Raw genomic sequence first — 21,853 nt, forward strand, 5'->3', positions numbered from 1 at the left:
TGCTTAAGAAATATTTTTATTATATTTAGGAATAAAAATATAAAATAGTATTTTGGGGAAATAGGGTTTAAAGAAGTAAAGGGCTGGTTGGTGAGGATGATCTGGTTTCTTTTTGATGATGAAGTCTTTGTATAAATAAGGTGATGTTCATATGATGGAAATGATGAGAAAGGTTTCTCGTACTTGGATAGCAAAGGGTTTTTTATTACTTTTTGTTATTTCCTTTAGTATTTGGGGTATATCATCGAATGATATATTCCATTCTTCAGGTTCTTCAACGGTTATTTCAGTTGGACATCAAAAGATTTCAGCTAATTTTTTCCGCAATGTTTGGAAGCAGGAGCTGGCTCTTGTCTCGCAGCAATTAGGTTTTCAGATTACTCCAGAGCAAGCCCAGGCTTTTGGGATTGAGCGAAAGATATCTGAGAATTTGATTGGAGGTGCAGCGATTGATCAGTTTGCTGAAGATCTAAATATGGGAGTTTCTCGCGATTATTTGGCTAAAAATATTGCACAGCAAGCTATGTTCAAGGGAGCAGATGGTAAATTTGATGAGAAAATTTTTGCAGCTCGGCTCCTTAATGCTGGTATTTCTGAAAGTGAATATATCACAATTAATAAACAAATGATTTTGCGCTCTGAGATGTTTAATTTGCTATTAGGTGGCGTCAAGGCACCTAAAGCACTTTTTGATGAATTATTACGTTATTATAATGAAATGAGATCTATTGAATATATTGTGCTGACTAAGAACAATATTGATCCGATATCTCCGCCAAAAGATGAAATTGTTAAGAAGTGGTTTGAAACAGTACGAGGTAATTATCGTAGTCCTGAGTATCGTAAAATTGTTTATTTATTTCTTGATGTTAATGAAAAAGCAAAGACTTTTTCACTAACAGACGATGAATTACGAGCAGAATATGAGAAGCGAAAAGAGGAATATCGTATTCCAGGGAATCGTACTCTGGAACAACTTTTGTTTCCTAATAAAAAAGTTGCTATGTCTGCTCTTAAGTCAATCAAGGATGGAAGAAAAACCTTTGATGATCTCATCAGAGAATCTGGGAAAAAACCAGCCGATATTTTATTAGGAACCTTTACAAAAGAGCAGGTGCCTAATCAATTTTTGGTTGATCCTGTTTTTGCTGTTACTGAAGAAGGGGGGACAACTGATGTTATTAATGGGCCTTTCGGGTCTGTCATTGTTAGAGTTACCCATATCAATAAGGACAGGATAAAAGCATTTGAGGAAATCAAGGAAGAATTAAGTCAAAGTATACGTTTAATCAAGGCGCGTCAATCAATTGCAGAAACATATACAAAATACAATAAGTTGCTTTCTGAAGGAAAAAGTCTTGAAGAAATTGCAAAGAGTAATAATCTTCATATAGAAGAGTTATCTCCAGTTGACGCCTCTGGACTTGATATTCATGGCCAGAAAATTTATAAGAATATTCCTTATTTTCAAGATTTGGTTTCTCGAGCATTTGAAGTTCAAAAAGGAGTTGAAAGTGATCCCTTATCATTTCCAGATGGTAGTTATATGTGGTTTGAGGTAAAGGATATCGTTCCTGATCGAGATAGAGGTTTTGAAGAAGTTCGATCTAAAGTTATAAATGATTGGATACATGAAAAAGAACAGGAGTCGTTATCTGAGCGCGCTAGAAGTTTAGTAGATGAAGTGAAAAAAGGGCGTAATTTTTCAGACATTGCTGCTAATTTTCATTTAGAGATTAAAAATAAAGTTGGTATTATGCGTGAACAAGAAGATAATTTCTTAGGGCATGAGGGTGAAGTAGCAGTTTTTTCTGGTCCTTTAGGAATAACAGGTAATTTTTTAACTAAAGGAAATTCAGAGCAGGTTATTTTTAGAGTTATAAAATCTGAAGTTGTTACTTCAAAGAAGCCATCTTTTTCTATGGAGTTATTAGAAGAGAATTTAAGACAGAATCTTCTAGAAGAGATTGTTGCTAGTCTTAAGAATAAGTATAAAATTTATTTTAATTATCAGCTCATGAAAAAATGGATGCAGTGATGGTCTAGAAAGCTTAAGTATGATTAAGAATTTTTTATGTAAAATTTTTGATAAACATTCCTTGTCGCAGGAAGAGGTTTTGGATAAAGGAAGAGTAAAAATGCTTTTAAACAAAGTAGCTGCTTTTCAAAAAAATCTATGCGTTTAAGTTAATTCCATGACCAATACACTTAAAATTTTTTTTCCTATAAATATCAGTAAATTTCAATATCTAAAGAATTAATTTCGATTTCAGATTTAAAATCTAAGGCTTAAACTCAATCTCCACCTCGTGATTTTATAGGAGCTCTCCTTAAAAAGGAATGTGAAAAAAATATGCTTTGATTGCAGAAGTTAAATCAGAAAGTCCAAGTAAGGGTGTTATAAGAAAAGGATTTTCTCTCTATGATGTTGTTAGTGCCTATGATCGTGGTGGAGCTGCTTGTTTATCCATATTAACTGATTTTTCAAGTTTTCAAGGATCAATTCATTATATTCTGCAGGCAAAAAAGCTTTGTAGTTTACCTATTCTACGAAAAAATTTTATGCTGGATTGTTATCAGGTATATGAAGCGCGTGCTACGGGGCAGATGGTATTTTGTTAATTATGAGTATTGTAGCTGATCAGACAGCAGAAGAAATAGAAAACTGTGCGCTTTCATTAAGAATGCAAGTTTTAATTGAAGTTCATGATGAGAAAGATTTGGAGAGGGCTTTAACTAGGAAAGCAAAATTGATAAGCATTAATAATCGAATCGTGATCTGAGAACTTTTGAGATAGATATAAATAACAGTAGGAGACTATCTCCCTTGTTGCCTTCTGGTTATATTATTGTAAATGAAAGTGGTATAAGAAGTAATGATGATTGTAAATCTTTAAAAGAAGTAGGAATATCAGCATTTTTAATTGGAGAATTCTTAATGAGAGAAGAGGATATAGAAGATGCAAATTATAGGATTATATCCTATAATTGATGTTATATGATATCAGTTTTTTACTAAGAAGAATTTTTAATATTTAGAGAAGTTTTATCCTATATTTGTGGAGGCTATTTTAGCTTTGAAAGAAAAAAAAAGGTTAATAATTTCTGAGATACGAGACGATGTCTTAATCGCTTCTAGTATAGCTATATTTTTAGCAAATAGCTTTTTATTGTTTGTATGGAACAGGATTTTTTCTATTGAAAATACCACACGACTTGTGATGCTTATTACCATAGGTTTGGCAGAAATTTTTGTTCGAAAACCAAAATCAATTTGGGTATTAAGAGTTTTATTTATTTCTTTTATATTGTGTTTGTGTAGAATATTGTATGATTTTCAAGCTTTTATAATCTACATTTTAAATGATATTAATATCGTTTCCTTTCTTCCGGTTTCAGATATCTCATCTCTGTTAATTAAAATATTTATGTTCCTTTATTTCCAAGCTGGCATTTTTTTATATTTGTTTTATTGGCGGTATAAGATTGTTGTTAGTTTGGTTCTTGCTTTTTATATATCAATATCAGGTATAGCAGTTGAGTTATTGTTTTTCTTATATAAGTTCAATGGATTGCATTCAATAGAAGAGTACGGAATCTATGTGATTATTGGAACGATACTCCTTCTGTTTATTATCAGCGTTTCCTATGATTATCTGAGTTTTTCTGGGATATCTTCTTATTCTGAAGTCGCGTTTATTTTAAATACCTTTGCCCTTCCAATATTGTTGGCATTTCTCTTCTATATTATATATCCACATCGAATTTCTTTTGAAGAAATTTCTTTTAACCTGAGAATACAGGTATTTATGATATTCTTGATTCCTTTTTTATTGATTTTTACTGCGATTATATTCGATCGACCTTTTCTAGTTCTATCAGGATTTCTTTGTTTAGCAATTATTTTGTATTATACAGTATCAATATCTCTGAATATACATAACTTTATCCTATGTATTCTTTTTTCTTGTGGAAGTAGTATTTTTCTCCTTCATTTTTTTTGGAAGTTTTTACGTAGTTTTTTCATTTCTCTGCTACCTGAAAAAATAAACCAAAAAATATATTGATAAATATAAAATTCTATTGAAAGTTTTTTTTAATTGTAGATGTTCTTTCGAATTGTTTTTCTGTAGAGAGTAATCAGCTTGTAAGAAAGTATATTATGAGTTAAGCATATGATTTTTTAAATCAAAATGTATCCTTAGTTTCAATACGATTACTCTTTAATGGGTAATAGCTGTTGATAAAATTGCGAATAAAACACCACGAAACTTAAACCTTATATTAATTTTTACAATTTTAATGTATTAACTTTTTTTTGATTTTCTGAGAATTTGACTAGTAATCAAACCAGCTGTCATTGCTCCGCTTACATTAAGAGCAGTACGTCCCATATCAATAAGAGGCTCTACTGAGATTAGCAATGCAACCAGAGTTATAGGCAAACCCATTGTTGGGAGAACAATTAATGCAGCAAATGTCGCACCACCACCTACTCCTCCAACTCCAAATGAACTTAATGTGACAACTCCTACCAATTTTGCAATCCATGTCGGATCTAGCGGATTAATGGCAACAGTTGGAGCAACCATTACTGCAAGCATTGCTGGATACAAGCCTGCACAGCCATTTTGTCCAATTGTGGCACCGAATGAAGCAGAGAAGTTAGCTATAGATTCTGGCACTCCTAGAAGACGAGTTTGTGCCTCTACATTTAAAGGTATAGTTGCAGCACTGGATCGACTTATAAATGCAAAGGTAATAACTGTCCATATTTTATGAAAAAACTTCAAAGGATGAACACCAGCTATCATAACGAGTATGCCATGAACAATAAACATAATCATAATTGCAACATAGGAAGCGATAACAAAGCGACCTAATTTTAAAATATCCTGCAGGTTAGAAGTAGCGACAACCTTCGTCATCAGGGCAAGAATCCCGTAGGGGCTCAGCTTCATAACTACCCGTACAGTTTCCATTACTAATAATTGAAGGGTTTCAATAGCTGTTACTGCACGCTGACCTTTTTCTTGATTCTTCTTCAAAAGTTGTAATGTTGCTATTCCTAGAAACGCTGCAAAAATAACAACACTGATAATGGAGGTTGGACTGGTGCCTGTTAGATCAGCAAAAGGATTTTGAGGAATAAATGATAATATGAGTTCTGGTCCGGATAAATTGCTTACTTTCTTGATATAGTTGTCCTGAATTGAAATTAAGCGGTTTGTCTCCTGTGTTCCTTGTATTAGCCCATTAGCCGTGAGCCCAAAGAGGTTAGCAATAAAAATGCCTACAAGCGCGGAAATAAATGTTGTGAATAGAAGATTGCTAATGGTTAATAGACCAATTTTACTAAGAGAAGCAACATCGTGCAGCTTGGCAACGGCATTAAGAATAGAAATCATGACCAAGGGCATAACTATCATTTGTAATAAGCGTACATAACCATGACCTACAACATCAAACCAGTGTATAGATTCCTTTAGAGCTGGATTGTTTTCACTATAGAGCATATTCAGAAGAAGCCCAAATAATATTCCCAGCGTCAGGCTTGCTATTATTTTTTTGGTAAGATTCTCATTGAGATAAGTCGCTCTCGCCATAAATAAAATGATAAGTATAAACACTGCTAGATTAAGAGAGAAAAAAAGAGATGTCATGATACGATTCTATAATGTGTGATTGACCTTTATTGAAAATTATCTAAGACTTTTTAAGAAAATTTCAATCATAAAAAACGTTTTCTCATAGCCAAGTAGAAAATATCCAAAATACGATAATTCATGCAGAACAGAATGACTATGTATAATCATGAGCTGGAGAGGGTTCTGCTTAAAATTGATTTCTTGGCTTAAAAAACTTTTGATAATTCTATCAAATTATAAGCTAACTATTAATGATTGGACTCCTCTCATTGTTCCATTTTTTTGTTGCCATTGAATTGAATCCAAGTTAACAAGTTTCATCGAAGGCAAGCGTAATAATAAGTCATGTAATGCAATTTCAAGTTCAAGAGATGCTAAACGTGCTCCGAGGCAATAGTGAATACCTGAAGAAAAGCTAAGAGATTGTGTATGATTACTACGGTTGAAATTGATGATGTCAGGAGAAGGGAACTTTTATGGATCACGATTTGCTGCTCCAATCATTAGAAATATGATAGTGCCACATTTAATATGGAAACCACTAATTTCAAGGTCATTTAGCGCTACGCGTCCCACTATCTGCACTGAACTGTCAAGGCGGAGGCATTCGGTAACTGCTTTTGGCATCAAAGATGAATCATTACGTAAAAGGTTTAATTGTTCTGGCTGTTTGTATAATGAAATAAGGGCGTTACTTATCATGTTTGAAGTCGTCTCATGTCCTGCTATGAACATCAGTATGACATTGGATATGATTTCATCATCACTCAAAAAAATGTCATTTTCCTTAGTAGTCAATAAAGCAGAAATTAAATCATCACCTGTTTTTTTGTGTCGTTCGGCAATAACTTTCGAAAAATAATTTTCAAGAGATAAAATAGCGGCGTTTGCTTCTGAAATCTGCTGAGCAGTAAGAGGCGTAAAATTCAGTGCCTGTACGCTCTTTCTTGCTGCCTCTCCATACTTTTCTCCATCTTGAACCGGAATATTGAGCAGCTTGCAGATAATTTCTACTGGAAGTTTGAAAGCGTATTCAGCTGCTAGGTCAATTTCTTTGTGTTTCTTTAACTGGTTCACTAGATTGTTAATCAAACGATTTGATATGTTCTGTATTGTTTCACGAAGAGATTCTACACGCTGTGCAGTAAAAGCTTTTGTCAATAAACTGCGAACTTTATAATGAACTGGCGGATCTAACATAAGCATCATACGACTGAATGACTGGAATACCGGACCTTGAGATGCTTCTTCTCCGTAGCGGATCCTAATACTTTGTATATGATCCTTGCCTATTCTACTGTCATGCAACATTTCTCGTACAGATTCATAACGTGCCGAGATTACAATATGAGGAGATATAGGAACAACTGCACCAAGAGATCGTACTTCCTCATAAAAAGGGTATGGATTTATAATAAATTCAGGGGAAGAAAATTGACTTAAATCCATGAAACCTCTCTTTCAATTTTCTGTCTTGTAAGTGTTGTTTATTCAGAAAAAAAATAAAAAATGTAATTGTAACTATTTCTCTTTTTATGTGAGTGGTATGGTCAGTTTTGCATATAAAAAATACTATTATTCGTTGTAATAAGTAGGATATCCTTTTCTGTTTATCAAGATCATGAAAAGCTTTTATTTTCAGTTATTTACTTGTAATTCAGGAAAGCATCTTGGCTTTTATAGTAGAAGGTTTGGGAAGCCTTCTTTTCTTTAAGATAAGCCTACGCAATTTCTTGTTATCTATTATAGCCGTCATGAAGGAGATTACTGGTATAAAACGGTTATGGGTTTTGAGGATAAAAAGTTCTTCTTGGGAAGAATAATATCAGCGTTTTAAATGTGATTATTGTGTATTTAGATGTACTATCTTATAATTAAGTATTGTTATTTTATATGTTGAAACATTATTTGTATGATGTCGACAAGCGCTAATTAGGGCAATAGAAAAAAAGAGGTTCTATTTAAATTTTATTTTTTTCTAGATTTTTCTTTTCCAAAAAATTCGATGTAATATAAATGATTATAGCAGTCCATATAATAATAAAGGTTATCATATCTATCCTAGTAACTTTTTCCTTGAAGACAAGAACTGCAATTAAAAAAGAAATAGTTGGTGAAACATACTGTACCATTCCCAGAGTTGATAGTTTTAGGTATTTTGTCGCATTAGCAAAGAGACTCAGCAAAGTACCCGTGATAAAACCAAAGCCTATCAAAAGCATTGTGTCATATTCACCTTTATATAAAAAATGGCTTTGCCCTGTTCTGTAAAACCATGAGGCAATCAAGGCTGCTGGAAATGAGAGGATAAGAATTTCAATAAAGAGACCTTGATTAGGATTTATAGGTATAGCTTTTCGTAACAGTCCATACAAGCTCCATGATATTGCTATGCTTAAAGCTAGCCATGGTAATCTTCCCATATTAACAATTATGATTGTTACTGCGATGCATGTTAGTATTACTGCTACTATTTGTAGTCGCGTTAGCTTTTCTTTGAGGAGTATTGCTCCAAAAGCTATAGAAAAAAGTGGGTTAATAAAATAACCAAGCACTGTATCGAGAGTATTTCCTGAAGTAATCCCCCACATGTAGAGGCCCCAATTACATGCTATTATTATAGATGTTAGAAAAGTTATTGCTAACGTATGAAGATTTTTCAAGGAAGCTTTTAGTTCATTAATGGATTGTGTGAATACGATAACGATAAAGAGTATGGGTAATGACCATAAAATTCGGTGACTAAGAACTTCAAGGAGAGGAAGATGATCCATAAGTTTTATATATAAAGGCAAAAATCCCCAACAAGTATAAGCAGATAATCCATAAGTAAGTCCAAGAAAATTATCTGTTGAGTAGTAGGAGAGCTTAAGAGATGATGTTTTCATAAGTTGTTCTTTAGTACTGTTAATGCTCGTTTCAGTCTTGTGGATTTATATAGGACACTCTAATAAACGAAATTTAATCGTCAGCGTAGTATATCACGCTGATATTTTTCTTTATATATCTTTTAATATACAATTTATGCAATTATTTTCTTGGGTGTTTTCTATTAACTGAGAAAGTAAATAGTTTAGTTTTTATTAAATTTCTAGATTTAAAAAATAATTGTATATTGCAGATAAATAATAAATAGATCGCTTCTATAACAGAAGAAATTTACACTGTTTCAGTGAATTGATTAGTGCTGAAATTAGCATCATAATCATGCTAAAGTGAGCTGATATCCTGTTCGCACTTTCATGTTGAGTTATAGATTTTCAGACATTGAGCCGTAATATACGAAGTTGTTGTTACACCACCACAGATGATAAGATGGTTGCAGTGCACCCATCTTAAGCCATATATTATGGCCGGAAATAGTGCTGAGTAGATGCGATTGAATAAGAGGGGTATTAATATGGAAACACATGCTATTCTTTGACATGGTATATTAACATATAGATCTCTCATAAAATATATGCGATAAAAAAAGAAAGCGTAAGTTTTTTAATAGAGATGAAATATGACTTTTAAGCTTAACATACATGCTATACTCATAATATTTTTCCTTTTTTTTCAAAAAAGTTATGCTAGTAACTCTATTGAAGATTACCAAAGTATTTTCATACCAGTGAGTAATTCACAGGGGGAAATGAAAATAGCAATTCGTAGTTATTTTTCTAATAATCAACAATATTATTTGTTAGTGAATCCGATAACACTTGTTACAGAAACGGGTAAGGCAATAAATTTTACGCATAGGAAACCATTACAAAATAATACATCAAATTATTTTACATCTAGAGAGATAGAAGATATACCCTATTTGAAAGCATTAAGAAAATATTCTTCTTCTCCCTATCTTATACAGAATTATGGTTTAACTCACTCTGATAATGTTAAAGGAATATTTCTTAGCATAGATTTATGTCCTTCGGTTCGGCCATTTGACATTAGTTTCTTTAAAAAATTATTAGAAATATCAAGTAAGGAAGGGAACAGTTTCCCTGTATCACTTGCGATAAGTGGTTTATGGATACTTCATCATCAAAAAGAATTTAACTGGTTAATTAATCATAAAAATCAACTCGATATTATTTGGGTTAACCATTCTTTCAGTCATCCGTATTATAAGAGTAAACCACTTAATGAAAATTTTCTATTATCTCCCAAAGTAGATATGAAGAATGAAGTGTTAATGACAGAGAAAATTCTGTTACAGAATAATCAAATTCCTTCGGTGTTTTTTCGATTTCCTGGATTAGTTTCAAATGAATTAACAGTAAAGGAAATAAATAAGCTTTGTTTGCTTCCTATTGGTAGTGATGCTTGGCTAGCAAAAGGAGAAAAGCCTAAACCAGGAAGTATTGTTTTAATCCATGGTAATGGTAATGAACCTAAAGGTATTAATATGGCTTCAAAATTAATAGAGAACAATATTAAGTGGTTGCCTTTATATAAAGCCTTATCTTTATAAACTTAATTTAGCTAGCCATAACATGCATTAATTACATTTCTTTCTAAAAAGATCTTGTGACTTTATATAGTGAATACTAGTCTTTTAATAAAATACTTTCTTAATTTTTAACTTGATAGTGTATTATTTTTCCCATGTTGTAAATCGTTGGCCATTGATTGGGTCTTTATGATCTTTGAGTAGAATGCCTTTTTGTCTCAGAGTATCACGAATATGATCAGCAGCAACAAAGTTTTTTAATTCCAAAAATCTAAGGCGTTTTTTTATTAATTCTTCAATTTTATCAAGAAGTTCTCTATCGCAGAATTTTTCTTTAGGTTGTAAACCTAAAATACGAGCACTAGAAGAAAAAATAGAAAGAAGCTTATGATTTTTATTTGCTGTTTGTGCTAACTTGTGTAGCGCTTTTATAGCTTCTACTGTATTAAGATCATCAAGAAGCGGAGAAATAACTGAAGGATCAGGAGGTTCTTCTGAGCTTTCAATCTTTGGCCATTTAGATAACAATTGTTCTGCTTCTTCTAAACGTCTAATCGAAAAATTAATAGGATCACGGTAGTGAGTCATTAACATAGCTAAACGTAATACTAGGCCAGACCAGGAACGTCCTCCAAATTTATTTGTTATTAAAAGATCATTTATGGTAATAAAATTTCCTGTGGATTTTGACATTTTTTTTCCTTCTAATTGTAAAAATCCATTGTGCATCCAAACATTAGCTGTTTTTTGTATATTGTAAGCGCAGCATGATTGAGTGATTTCATTTTCATGATGTGGAAAAATTAAATCAAGGCCTCCTCCGTGAATGTCAAAAAAGTTACCAAGATAATATCTGCTCATTGCAGAGCATTCTATGTGCCAGCCAGGACGTCCTTTGCCCCAAGGAGATTGCCAACTGGGCTCTTTTTCGCTCGAAAGTTTCCATAGGACAAAATCAGCAGGGTTTTTCTTATGTTTTTCAGCTAACACACGTGCTTTTGTTTTTTGTGAATAGAGCTTACGCTTAGAAAGCTGTCCATAATTTGGATCAGAACTTACATCGAATAATATTTCTCCATTAGCTTCATAAGCATGGCCTCGAAGTAAGAGAAGCTTAATTGTATCAATCATTTGCACAATATGTTCGGTAGCGCGTGGTTGATATGTGGGTTCTAAGCAACCTAGTTCTATTGTATCTTTGAAAAATTGATTTTCGTTTTTTTTTGTTAAAATACGAATAGAATCATTAATAGGGATAGATGGGTAGTCTTGTAAGGCACGTGCATTAATTTTATCATCAACGTCAGTAATATTACGTACATAGGTTACAGATTTTATTCCATAAATATGTTGTAATAACCGATATAAGGTATCAAAAACAACAATAGGCCGTCCGTTGCCGATATGTATAAAATCATAAACAGTTGGACCGCAGACATACATTTTGATGCTTTTAGGATCTATTGGCTGAAATTCAGATTTTTCACGAGTAAGAGTATTGTATAATTTTAACCTTTCATGCATACGAGAATTCTTTCTGCAATTCTTTTAAATAAGGATTTTTTCTATCATTTATATTAGATAGTGATTCTGTATGATCTTCTAAAGTAATAGAGATATAAGTAAACCCTCAAAACTTGGATTAAGAAAAATTATTGAGGTAAATATTAGTCTAAAAAGCGATTCTGTTGAACCGAAAACAATTTACCTGTTACTTTTTTTGGGGAAAAAACAAGTGAGGTTATAACCTTAGCGATCTCTTTTGGATGCTTCACTGTTGCAGGATCCTCTTTTGGCATAGCTTGAGCTCTCATAGTTGTGCGGGTTGCTCCTGGATCTAGAGTTATAATTTTTAGAGCGGTATTTTCAGTTTCTTTCGCCCAAGTACGAGCAAGCGCTTCAACGGCTGCTTTGGAAGCAGAATATACTCCCCAGTAAGGACGGCATTTATGAGCTGCGCCAGAAGAAAGAATGATAGAGCTGCTACAGTCTGATTTTACTAATAGAGGTTCAAGAGCTTTTATTAAACGCCAAGTAGAAATGACATTTACTGTCATCACCTCTGAAAAAGATTTCGCATCTACTTCTACAAGTGGAGAAATCGGTCCAAGTATAGCAGCATTTACAACTAGAATATCTAATTTTCCCCAATGATTCTTTATATAAGGATTTAAGTTATCAATAGCTTCCATATCTTCTAAGTCAAGTGTCAATACGTCAATTTTTTGTGAAAACTTTTGGATTTCATTCTTAAGGGCTTCTAAACTTGAGGTTGTTCGAGCACAAGCGATGACATGTGCTCCTGCTTTAGCGAGTTCTAAAGTTGTATAGTAGCCAATCCCACGCGATGCGCCGGTAACAAGAGCTATTTGGCCTTCTAAACTAGTACCCATTATTTAACCTAATAATTTTAACTATTAGCCATCAAAGATAATTTATATAAGTTGTTTTTGGTTTCTTGATCTTTAAGAGGAGTTGGGTAATCACCTGTAAAACAATGATCAGAAAACTGAGGTTTATCAGGATTACGAGGTGCATTACATATAGCTCGATATAGACCATTAATAGATAAAAATTCTAAAGAGTCAGCACCAATAACCTGACACATTTCTTTAAGAGAAGAGCATTGATTAGCAATCAGTGCTCTAGGATCAGGAATATCTATACCATAGAAATCAGGGTATAGAATCATCGGACTTGCTATACGTAGATGTACTTCCTTGGCACCTGCATCTCTTATCATTTCAACAATTTTCATTGATGTGGTTCCGCGTACAATTGAATCATCAATCAGTGCTACGCGAGATCCTTTAATAATTGTTAAATTGGAAGAGTGCTTGAGTTTTACTCCAAAAGCACGTATTTGTTGTACTGGTTCAATAAAGGTACGTCCTACGTAATGATTACGAATTATGCCTTGTTCAAAAGGAATACCACTTTCTTGTGAGTAACCTATAGCTGCTGGTACGCCTCCATCTGGAACTGGAACAATTATATCCGCATCAACTGGAGCTTCTTTTGCTAAATTAATTCCCATATTTTTTCGTGCAACATATATACTTCTTCCTCCAACAATTGAATCGGGACGAGCAAAATAAATATACTCAAACATACAGATCCGTTCTGAGGGAGGGTTCGGAAGCTTACGGGAATCGACTGTGATAGAGCCGTTATTATTTAATTCACAAATAACGATTTCACCATTTTCGATATCACGAATATATTTTGCACCTATAATATCAAGAGCACATGTTTCAGAACAGAAGATAGGCTTACCATTTAATTCTCCCATTACCAAGGGTCGAATACCAATAGGATCACGAACGGCAATTAACTTTGTTCGTGTGATAGCTATAATTGAATAAGCGCCTTGAACATGCTTTAAGGCATCAATAAAACGTGCAGAAGAAGAAGAACATTTTGAACGAGCTATAAGATGGAGGACAGCTTCTGTATCAGAAGTAGATTGGAAGATAGCTCCACTAGCAATTAATTCCCTACGCAAAGCCAAGCCATTAGTAAAGTTACCGTTATGCGCAATCGCGATACCACCTACTTCAAGATCTGCAAATAATGGCTGTACATTTCGTAGTATTGTTTCTCCGGTTGTTGAATATCGGACATGTCCGATTGCCATATTACCAGGTAGACGTGCGAGGGTTTTTTGATTTGTATAATGATCGCCTACTAGGCCCATATGCCTTTCAGAATAAAAATTTTCTCCATTAAAAGAGGCTATTCCTGCAGCTTCTTGTCCACGATGTTGAAGGGCATGCAGACCGACTGCTGTCAAAGATGCTGCATCTTCATGTCCAAGAATGCCGAAGACGCCACATTTCTCGTTAAGTTGATTTTTTTCCAGTTTTTCAGGGTAAGAGATTTTAAACGGAGTACTCATTCTTTTTGCCCATCTTTTAAAATTGGGTTGCAAGGGCTAATTTCACTATTACTCTAGGACTTTTATTTTGAATGATCATATAATAATATATAAAACTAAAAAATATATCAATATTATTTTCTTATACAAAGATTCTTTATAAATTTAATAAATATTGAGTTTGTTATTATGGCTCACTAGTTTGGGATTCTGTGGTATTTTTTTTCTGTTGAACTGTGGCTTCAAAGAGACTCGTAAATTGTTCTGGTAAAAATGATTTAAGGTGTACTATTATAATATCTAGAAAAGGTTTTGATTTAGAATGGCTAATCCACGAGGGTTGTCTGTTTATATCAACCATTAAATTCAAGAAAGCAGCAGCAACTGTTAGAAGAAGTAATCCACGAGCCCATCCAAATAAGAAACCTAATGTTCTGTCTAAAAAACCAATACGACTATCAATAATAATATCGGCTACTTTCATAGTCATCAGAGAAGTTATAATTAAGGTAATTAAAAATATTCCTCCTGCTGTGATATAAAGTGCAGCTTGTTGATGCGATATATGTTGCATCGTGTAATTCGATAAAGGATGGTATAAATAGTATGCAGCTGCAGCTGAGCAAGCCCAATTGGCAATTGATAAAATCTCACGAGATAGACCACGTACCATTGCTAGAATAGCTGAAAATAATGTTGCTGAAAGAAAAATAATGTCGAAAAGGGTTATTCCCATGAAATCCTAAACTCCAGAGGTTTTTAGTAAATTTTTTGTATAGGTTGAAAATTGCTGATTTTTTTTGCAAGGCTGTTTATGTTATCAATATAGCTTCTATGAATTGAATCAACTTTGAACTCTTCTATAGAAAAATTTGGCAAAACAGAAGAAGAAAAGCCAAGTTTTTCTGCTTCTTTGAGACGTTGTAAAGTGTGTCCAATAGGTCTTACAGCACCTGAAAGACTTATCTCTCCTAGATAGATACAGTCAGTGGGTAGAGCAAGAGAAAATAAAGAAGAAAGTAATGCTGCTGCAACAGCTAGATCAGCAGCTGTTTCTGAAATGCGATAACCACCTGCTACATTGAGATAAACGTCATAAGTACTAAGTTTTATCTTGCAGTGAGTTTCCAATACAGCCAAAATCATCGCCAAGCGAGATGAATCACATCCTACGGTAGTCCTTCTGGGCATACTAAAAGAACTAGGGGATACTAATGATTGAATCTCTACTAATAAAGAGCGGCTACCTTCTCTTCCTGCAAAAACAGCTGTTCCTGGAGCTTTGGTATTGCGTTCTGAAAGAAAAAGCTGAGAAGGGTTTTCTATTTCTTTTAGTCCTGTATCAGACATTTCAAAAACACCTATTTCATCTGTGGCTCCAAACCGATTTTTTATACTACGTAATATGCGATAATTATATTGGGTATTGCCTTCAAAATATAAAACAGCATCTACCATATGTTCGATAACACGGGGACCAGCAATTTGTCCTTCTTTTGTAACATGTCCAACCAGTACTATAGAGACATTGTTTTTTTTAGCATATTGAATCATAACTTGTACGCTTGTACGTACCTGCATTACTGTTCCGGGTACAGATTGTGCTGTTTCGCTCCATAATGTCTGTATTGAATCTATGATAACTAGGTCTGGGCGCTGCCCTTCTGAAAGAGTTGCAAGAATATTTTCTACATTTGTTTCAACAGCCAAGGCAACATTACTGTCATTTGCACCAAGCCGTTGAGCACGCAATCTGATTTGGCCTGCAGCTTCTTCACCAGAGACATATATGACACGATAATCATTTCTTGCTAAAGCTGCCGCTGCTTGCATTAATAATGTGGATTTTCCAATTCCAGGGTCTCCGCCAACTAAAATAACTGAACCCTTGACAAAACCTCCACCTATTACACGATCAAGTTCACAAATCTCAGTTTCAATGCGCGGCTGTTCTTCTATTGTATCAGAGAGCATAATGAGAGAAACCGGAGTTCCTTTTTTAGATTTTTGATTTAAATGATAATGAATATCTTTAATTGTGCTATCTTCAGTAATAGTATTCCATTCTCCGCATGCATCACATTTCCCTGACCATCGGGAATAGATGCTGCCACAATTTTGACATATAAATTGATTGCGATATTTTACCATGCAAGAGATCTTTGTATTTATAAAAAAGTATAATACTGTATTAATTTTCTTATGTCAGTCTATTTTTGTTTATTTTATTCTAATGAATAGAGCCTCTTATAACGGTTTCCAAGCCTGAGAAGCATTTCATAACTTGTTGTTCCAGCTGTATGAGCTACTTCATCTATTTTTAAGTCAGAACCAAAGACTTGAATATAGTCACCTATTTTTATTTCAGGAATATTGGTTACATCAAACATTGTCATGTCCATTGTTACCTGTCCTAGAATAGGCAGCATATGTCCATTTATAAAACCATTTCCTCCTAAAATTTTTGTATTTGGATGGATATCAGCACTTGAAAGAGAAAGAGGATAACCATCTGCATAGCCAATAGAAGCAATTGCTATACGACTATCACGAGTTAATTTTTTTTTCCCGCCATAGCTTACAGTCTCCCCAATTTTTGCTTCTCGAATCATCAAAATTCGCGCTTCTGCTGTGACAACAGGTTTCATATTATAGTGGTTTTTTATGGAATTTCCTCCATAAATAGCAATTCCGGGACGGGTTAATTGAAAATGGTATTCTTTCCCAAGGAAGATCCCCCCTGAAGCAGATAAACTTGCTTCTATCCCTGGATAGGCAGAGATAACGGTACGAAATGCCTCTAATTGGGCAATATTCATCGGTGAGCTTGGATCATTCCCGCAAGCAAGATGGCTCATAATTAGTAACAAGGTTGATTTTTTTTCATCAGATAATTTTTGAGAAAGAGCCGTGGCTTCTTTTAAGCTAAGACCCAGCCTATTAAGACCAGTATCAATTTGTAAAGCACAACAGTAGGGACCGTAATGAGTAAGCATTGACATATAAAAATCAAGCTGTTCTTGCGAAGAAATAACCGGAATAAGCTTTGAGTTGAATAAGGAAGTTTCTTCACCTGGCCATATGCCATTCAAGACAAAGATTTGTGCTTGTGGTACGTAAGGGCGTAATTTTTTCCCTTCATCTACAGTAGCTACAAAAAAATCTTTTGCCCCAATTTTATATAAAGTGCGGGCTATTGATTCCACACCTAAGCCATAAGCATTCGCTTTGATAACTGCAGATGTTCGAGCGGTACCTGACTTCTGTATCAGACTTCTCCAGTTATCAGCAAGAGCTACAAGATCAACTTTTAATCGCAGGTCTGCTTCTTTGAATCTTAAAAGTTGATTTGTGTAAGAGATTGAATCTATCAAGAAGCGTAAGCCTTATTTTCAGCGATCATATTGATGATGATGATAAGCAAGTTCAGAGAAGCGTGTAAATTCTGCTTGGAAAGCAAGATTAACTGTTCCTGTTGGGCCATGACGTTGTTTTGCAATGATGATGTTTGCCATTCCTTTAACTTTTTCGAGGTCTTCAGTCCACTTTGCATGGGCGATTACATCATCTTTTTTAGGTTCTCTGTTCTTGAGATAATATTCTTCACGAAATACAAAAAGGACAACATCCGCATCCTGTTCAATAGAACCAGATTCACGAAGATCTGAAAGTTGGGGACGCTTATCATCACGATTTTCGACTTGACGGGATAATTGTGAAAGTGCAATAATAGGTACATTGAGTTCTTTGGCTAAGGATTTTAGTCCAGTAGTAATCTCAGTAATTTCTAAAACACGACTATCACCAGATCTTTTTGATGCTGTCATAAGTTGTATATAATCTATTACGAGTACATCAAGTCCACGTTGTCTTTTCAAACGGCGGGCTCGGGTAGAAAGCTGAGCAATCGAAATACCTCCTGTTTGATCAATATAAAGAGGTAATTTTTGTATTGTTTCTGAACATGCAATCAGTTTATCATAATCAGCCTTGGTTATTTCTCCGCGACGTATCTTGGAAGAATGAAGTTCGCTTTGTTCAGAGATAATACGAGTAGCCAGTTGTTCAGAAGACATTTCTAAAGAATAAAAACCAACAATACCCCCATTTTTTGTCTGATAAGAACCATCAGGTTGCACTTCTGATTCATATGAATCAGCAATATTGTACGCTATATTCGTAGCTAACGATGTTTTCCCCATACCTGGGCGGCCTGCGATAATAATTAAGTCAGAATTTTGTAGTCCGCCTATAAGGTTATCAAGAGAGTGAAGGCCTGTAGAAATTCCTGAAAGTTTACTATCTCTTTCGAAGGCTTGAGATGCCATATTAACAGCAATAGTTATCGCATTCGTGAATGACTGAAAACCTCCATCATAACGACCATTCTCTGCGAGATCAAATAACTGTCGTTCTGTATTCTCGATTTGCTCTTTAGAAGACAGCTCTAATGAGGAATTGTAGGCAGTATTAACCATTTCTTCGCCAATTCCTATGAGAGATCGGCGAAGAGCTAGATCATAAATTGTTTTGCCATAATCTTCTGCATTAATAATAGAAACAGCTTCAGAAGCTAATCGTGCTAAGTATTGTGATACTGTCAAGTCTCCTACTTTTTCTTCAGAAGACAAGAATGTTTTGATCGTTACTGGATTAGCTATTTTCCCCATATGGATAAGTTTACTAGCGATCTCAAAAATATTTTGATGAAGTCTTTCAAAAAAATGCAGTGGTTTTAAAAAGTCTGATACTCGGTAAAAAGCATCATTATTAACCAAAACAGCTCCAAGTAATGCTTGTTCAGCTTCAACATTATTAGGAGCTTCACGGTATAAAGATGTTACACTATGATTTTTTTCAGTCATTTTATACCCCTCACATCCTACAGATCATTTACTCTATATAAAGAGAGAACATGATTGGTAACCTTCTGTTTATGGGATCTTATTAAAATAATTAAAATGATATTCTTTATTACAGAATAACATTTTTAGAAGGTTGTTATTCAGGTTTTTCTTCTATCTCATTTTCAAAATCAGACAAGTTTTCTTCTTCTAAGCTTTCTTGATCAAAGACATAATAGCTTTCAGGAGAAGCAAAGCTTTTTCCTGTTGCTTGGTATTTAGCTTCTTCTTCTGAACGGGAAACGTTGAGCTTAATCAAAATATCAACTTCAGGATGAAGAGAGATGGTGACTTCGTGTAATCCAATTGATTTTATTGGTGTATTTAAATTGATTTGGCTGCGATTTATAATAAAATTTTCTTTATTTAAAATATCAATTATATCACGAGCTGATACTGAACCATAGAGATGTCCTGCTTCTCCAGCAGAACGTATTACAATAAATTCTTTTTTATCTAGTATTTGAGCTAAGTTTAGAGCTTGCTCTTTAAGTTCAATATTTTTTGTTTCAAAAATGTGTCGTTCATTTTGAAAAAGAATTTTATTAGCTTCGTTAGCTCTTAAGGCTTTTTTTTGCGGTAAAAGATAATTTCGTGCGTATCCATCTCGGACTTTAACAATCTCTCCTATTTGACCAAGATTTATAATGCGTTGGAGAAGAATAACTTCCATTTTTTCCCTTTCAGATATCAAACATCCGACTTTGTTCTGGATTTTTTTTGCGATTCAGGTGTCATAATGATTGACCGTGTCGTTTCTGTAAGACCATATGCAGCTATAACGAACATAGGAATTATAAATAGTATTGAAATATAAGCAAGCAACAATATTAGTAATCGCTGATTCTTTTCATGTGTTACAAAGTGTAGACGAGCAAATCCAGAGAGTAAAAATCCAGAAAAAAAAGCTCCTGTTGTGCTTGCTGCTATTATTGAAGGGGTACTTCCGAATAGTAACGTAGCAACAGCAGTAGCAAAGATAGGAATAGAAAGACGGTTCATGCGTAAAGAAGAAGAGATATTTTCACGAGGACGAGGACTTAAACCTAAATTTGATACGATATGCATTGTAATATACCAGATTGTAAAAATTATCAAAACCCATGAAAAACTTATTACGAAGGTCTTATATAATATAAGATAATATTTTATCTTCTCAATTTTAGTAAAGTCAAAAAATGTTTTAGGATAATTTTGGATTATTTTTTCTAATATTTTTGTAAACTTCTCATTAACATCAGCATAATTTTTGAGGTTGATTAAAGTAATAAAAGATATACTGATAGCCACCATACCGCAAAGATACGTCATGATATCGGCCAACGGATACCAAGCTATTAATTTTTCTGGTCCACCAATTTCATTTGCAGGGCGTGCTAAACAAGATAAGTAACCTACAATTACCGTAGGGAAAAATAAAACAAGATAAGGAATAACATGAGCATGTAAAGAAAATACAACAATAATAAGAACAGAAATGAGTCCTGAAAATATTAAAGAACAAAATAAACCCCACCTTAAACTAATAACTAGGGTTAATGTTAATACAAAAATATAAAACAATAATTGCACAATAAACTGAGCTTTATTATAGAAATCACAACAAAAAGGCTACAAAAAACTACGTCTAGAAAAAAGTCCTGAATTAATATTGCTTACTTTTTATCCAATATTTTAGATAAATAGATCTAACTATAGAGTTATAAAAATGTTAGCACAAGATACTTGTTTCTATAATTGTATATATTGTAATATAAGATTTGACTACATTTTACACCTAAACCGCAACATATGGCAACAAACCAAGAAAACGTGCACGTTTAATAGCTCGCGCTAACTCACGCTGTTTTTTCTGAGATACAGCTGAAATGCGAGAAGGGACTATCTTACCCCGCTCAGATAAAAAACGTGATAAAAGACGAACATCCTTATAATCAATACGAACTACATTTGAACCTGAAAATGGGCAAAATTTACGACGGCGACTAGAAGGTCTGCGTACAGGGAATGAAGAAACTTCAGTCATTTATAAAATTCCTTATATTTGTTTTTCTTCACGATAAACACGTTTGCGATCATTAGAGTGTTCTCTCGGTGATTTATAGCTTTTTTCTTCACGATCACGTTTTTGCATCATTATGGATGGGCCTTCTTCATGCGCATCGACAGAAATAGTCATATACCTCAATATATTTTCATTAATACGCATTTGACGCTCCATCTCTTCAATGGCAGAAAAAGGAGCATCAATATTCATTAAAACATAATAAGCTTTTCGATTTTTCTTAAGGCGATATGCAATAGGCCTCAAACCCCAATGTTCAATATGGGGAACCTTTCCACCATTCTGCTCAATTAGAGACTTATATTGTCCTGCTATACCTTCAACTTGCTGAGCAGAAATATCTTGCCGTGAAAGAAATACATGTTCATAAAGAGCCATTCTTATAAGCTGCCTTCCTTTTTATTTTTCAAACATTCCCCACTGTCGTCAACACTGTATTCAATTTAAATTAACATATGCTTTGCGTCTAAAATACAATTTACTGATATTTTTGGGTTAATAACAACATTATTCCTTAAAATAATATAACTGCAAAACTGTGGTGAAGTTTATACATGTTCTTTATTGAAAATCAAGTGGATTTGAAATCTTGAAAGATTTTAATAATTTTACCTTTTTATGAATTATTTATTTATAAGTTTTTTATATGCAAATTCTATCCTACAATATTTTAAATATATTTTGATGTTTTCAAGTATAATTATTAGAATATTGTAGTTAAATTGATTCTTCTATCATTTAATGAGTGATGAGATCGTGGTCATTTAAATAAAATTATGTTATTAAAAGCACAGAGAATTAGGCTATATTATTGCTGTATTTGTCTGGAAAAGGCTTAATGTTAGCAACCCATATTGATAGTCAAAAAAGTGGGGTTAATGAATAGCCGTGTTAAACAAAATGCTAGGGCTGGTATCCAGG

16 protein-coding genes and 2 pseudogenes are annotated in these 21,853 nt (G+C 33.7%); 4 read left to right on the top strand and 14 right to left on the bottom strand.

Annotated elements, in window-relative coordinates:
• The first annotated feature begins 154 nt into the window (after nt 1-154).
• From B488_RS01515 to B488_RS07385, 3 genes and pseudogenes are all read left to right on the top strand, one after another.
• A complete protein-coding gene (locus B488_RS01515) occupies nt 155-2,038 on the top strand; it encodes a peptidylprolyl isomerase (RefSeq protein WP_051012097.1) in 1,884 nt (627 codons plus the stop codon).
• Between the two features lie 320 nt (nt 2,039-2,358).
• Nucleotides 2,359-2,783, top strand: a pseudogene (locus B488_RS07280) (indole-3-glycerol phosphate synthase TrpC).
• A 44-nt stretch (nt 2,784-2,827) separates the two neighbouring features.
• On the top strand, nt 2,828-2,992 hold the full coding sequence (locus tag B488_RS07385) for a hypothetical protein (RefSeq protein ID WP_015272724.1): 165 nt from the start codon (nt 2,828-2,830) through the stop codon (nt 2,990-2,992).
• A gap of 1,315 nt (nt 2,993-4,307) precedes the next feature.
• Here the strand turns inward: B488_RS07385 and B488_RS01530 are convergent.
• The 3 genes and pseudogenes from B488_RS01530 to rarD form a co-directional block, all read right to left on the bottom strand.
• Nucleotides 4,308-5,663 (bottom strand): L-cystine transporter, encoded by a 1,356-nt coding sequence (locus tag B488_RS01530; protein ID WP_015272726.1) that lies wholly within the window; start codon nt 5,661-5,663, stop codon nt 4,308-4,310.
• A 219-nt stretch (nt 5,664-5,882) separates the two neighbouring features.
• Nucleotides 5,883-7,097, bottom strand: a pseudogene (locus B488_RS01535) (cytochrome P450).
• A gap of 512 nt (nt 7,098-7,609) precedes the next feature.
• A complete protein-coding gene (gene rarD, locus B488_RS01540) occupies nt 7,610-8,536 on the bottom strand; it encodes an EamA family transporter RarD (protein WP_015272729.1) in 927 nt (308 codons plus the stop codon).
• Between the two features lie 725 nt (nt 8,537-9,261).
• Between rarD and B488_RS01545 the strand changes: the two genes are divergently transcribed.
• Nucleotides 9,262-10,107, top strand: a complete 846-nt coding sequence (locus B488_RS01545) for a polysaccharide deacetylase family protein (protein ID WP_157058165.1) — start codon at nt 9,262-9,264, stop codon at nt 10,105-10,107.
• A gap of 123 nt (nt 10,108-10,230) precedes the next feature.
• Here the strand turns inward: B488_RS01545 and cysS are convergent, their stop codons facing one another.
• From cysS to rpsF, 11 genes are all read right to left on the bottom strand, one after another.
• On the bottom strand, nt 10,231-11,610 hold the full coding sequence (cysS, locus tag B488_RS01550; RefSeq protein ID WP_015272731.1) for a cysteine--tRNA ligase: 1,380 nt from the start codon (nt 11,608-11,610) through the stop codon (nt 10,231-10,233).
• A gap of 143 nt (nt 11,611-11,753) precedes the next feature.
• Nucleotides 11,754-12,479, bottom strand: a complete 726-nt coding sequence (locus B488_RS01555) for an SDR family NAD(P)-dependent oxidoreductase (protein WP_015272732.1) — start codon at nt 12,477-12,479, stop codon at nt 11,754-11,756.
• Between the two features lie 17 nt (nt 12,480-12,496).
• Nucleotides 12,497-13,984 carry an amidophosphoribosyltransferase gene (gene purF, locus B488_RS01560; protein WP_015272733.1) on the bottom strand — a complete coding sequence of 496 codons (1,488 nt, stop codon included), beginning with the start codon at nt 13,982-13,984 and terminating at the stop codon, nt 12,497-12,499.
• Nucleotides 13,985-14,150: 166 nt separating this feature from the next.
• On the bottom strand, nt 14,151-14,699 hold the full coding sequence (locus B488_RS01565) for a CvpA family protein (RefSeq protein WP_015272734.1): 549 nt from the start codon (nt 14,697-14,699) through the stop codon (nt 14,151-14,153).
• 23 nt (nt 14,700-14,722) lie between these two features.
• Nucleotides 14,723-16,114 carry a DNA repair protein RadA gene (gene radA, locus B488_RS01570; protein WP_015272735.1) on the bottom strand — a complete coding sequence of 464 codons (1,392 nt, stop codon included), beginning with the start codon at nt 16,112-16,114 and terminating at the stop codon, nt 14,723-14,725.
• 74 nt (nt 16,115-16,188) lie between these two features.
• Nucleotides 16,189-17,337, bottom strand: coding sequence for an alanine racemase (gene alr / locus B488_RS01575; RefSeq protein ID WP_015272736.1), 1,149 nt, complete (start codon nt 17,335-17,337; stop codon nt 16,189-16,191).
• 18 nt (nt 17,338-17,355) lie between these two features.
• On the bottom strand, nt 17,356-18,828 hold the full coding sequence (locus B488_RS01580) for a replicative DNA helicase (protein WP_015272737.1): 1,473 nt from the start codon (nt 18,826-18,828) through the stop codon (nt 17,356-17,358).
• Between the two features lie 136 nt (nt 18,829-18,964).
• On the bottom strand, nt 18,965-19,540 hold the full coding sequence (gene rplI, locus B488_RS01585; protein ID WP_015272738.1) for a 50S ribosomal protein L9: 576 nt from the start codon (nt 19,538-19,540) through the stop codon (nt 18,965-18,967).
• Between the two features lie 17 nt (nt 19,541-19,557).
• On the bottom strand, nt 19,558-20,439 hold the full coding sequence (locus B488_RS01590) for a hypothetical protein (RefSeq protein WP_015272739.1): 882 nt from the start codon (nt 20,437-20,439) through the stop codon (nt 19,558-19,560).
• A 205-nt stretch (nt 20,440-20,644) separates the two neighbouring features.
• Nucleotides 20,645-20,893 (bottom strand): 30S ribosomal protein S18, encoded by a 249-nt coding sequence (rpsR, locus tag B488_RS01595; RefSeq protein WP_015272740.1) that lies wholly within the window; start codon nt 20,891-20,893, stop codon nt 20,645-20,647.
• 12 nt (nt 20,894-20,905) lie between these two features.
• Nucleotides 20,906-21,310 (bottom strand): 30S ribosomal protein S6, encoded by a 405-nt coding sequence (rpsF, locus tag B488_RS01600; RefSeq protein WP_015272741.1) that lies wholly within the window; start codon nt 21,308-21,310, stop codon nt 20,906-20,908.
• Nucleotides 21,311-21,853: the final 543 nt, after the last annotated feature.

Origin of the sequence: Liberibacter crescens BT-1 (genome assembly GCF_000325745.1) — a bacterium.
GTDB classification, from domain to species: Bacteria; Pseudomonadota; Alphaproteobacteria; order Rhizobiales; family Rhizobiaceae; genus Liberibacter; species Liberibacter crescens.

Excerpts from the sequence above, each read along its gene's own strand:
- B488_RS01515 (WP_051012097.1), top strand. The coding sequence starts at position 155 with ATGGAAATGATGAGAAAGGTTTCTCGTACTTGGATAGCAAAGGGTTTT.
- B488_RS01530 (WP_015272726.1), bottom strand. The coding sequence starts at position 5,663 with ATGACATCTCTTTTTTTCTCTCTTAATCTAGCAGTGTTTATACTTATC.
- rarD (WP_015272729.1), bottom strand. The coding sequence starts at position 8,536 with ATGAAAACATCATCTCTTAAGCTCTCCTACTACTCAACAGATAATTTT.
- cysS (WP_015272731.1), bottom strand. The coding sequence starts at position 11,610 with ATGCATGAAAGGTTAAAATTATACAATACTCTTACTCGTGAAAAATCT.
- B488_RS01555 (WP_015272732.1), bottom strand. The coding sequence starts at position 12,479 with ATGGGTACTAGTTTAGAAGGCCAAATAGCTCTTGTTACCGGCGCATCG.
- purF (WP_015272733.1), bottom strand. The coding sequence starts at position 13,984 with ATGAGTACTCCGTTTAAAATCTCTTACCCTGAAAAACTGGAAAAAAAT.
- B488_RS01565 (WP_015272734.1), bottom strand. The coding sequence starts at position 14,699 with ATGGGAATAACCCTTTTCGACATTATTTTTCTTTCAGCAACATTATTT.
- radA (WP_015272735.1), bottom strand. The coding sequence starts at position 16,114 with ATGGTAAAATATCGCAATCAATTTATATGTCAAAATTGTGGCAGCATC.
- B488_RS01580 (WP_015272737.1), bottom strand. The coding sequence starts at position 18,828 with ATGACTGAAAAAAATCATAGTGTAACATCTTTATACCGTGAAGCTCCT.
- rplI (WP_015272738.1), bottom strand. The coding sequence starts at position 19,540 with ATGGAAGTTATTCTTCTCCAACGCATTATAAATCTTGGTCAAATAGGA.
- rpsR (WP_015272740.1), bottom strand. The coding sequence starts at position 20,893 with ATGACTGAAGTTTCTTCATTCCCTGTACGCAGACCTTCTAGTCGCCGT.
- rpsF (WP_015272741.1), bottom strand. The coding sequence starts at position 21,310 with ATGGCTCTTTATGAACATGTATTTCTTTCACGGCAAGATATTTCTGCT.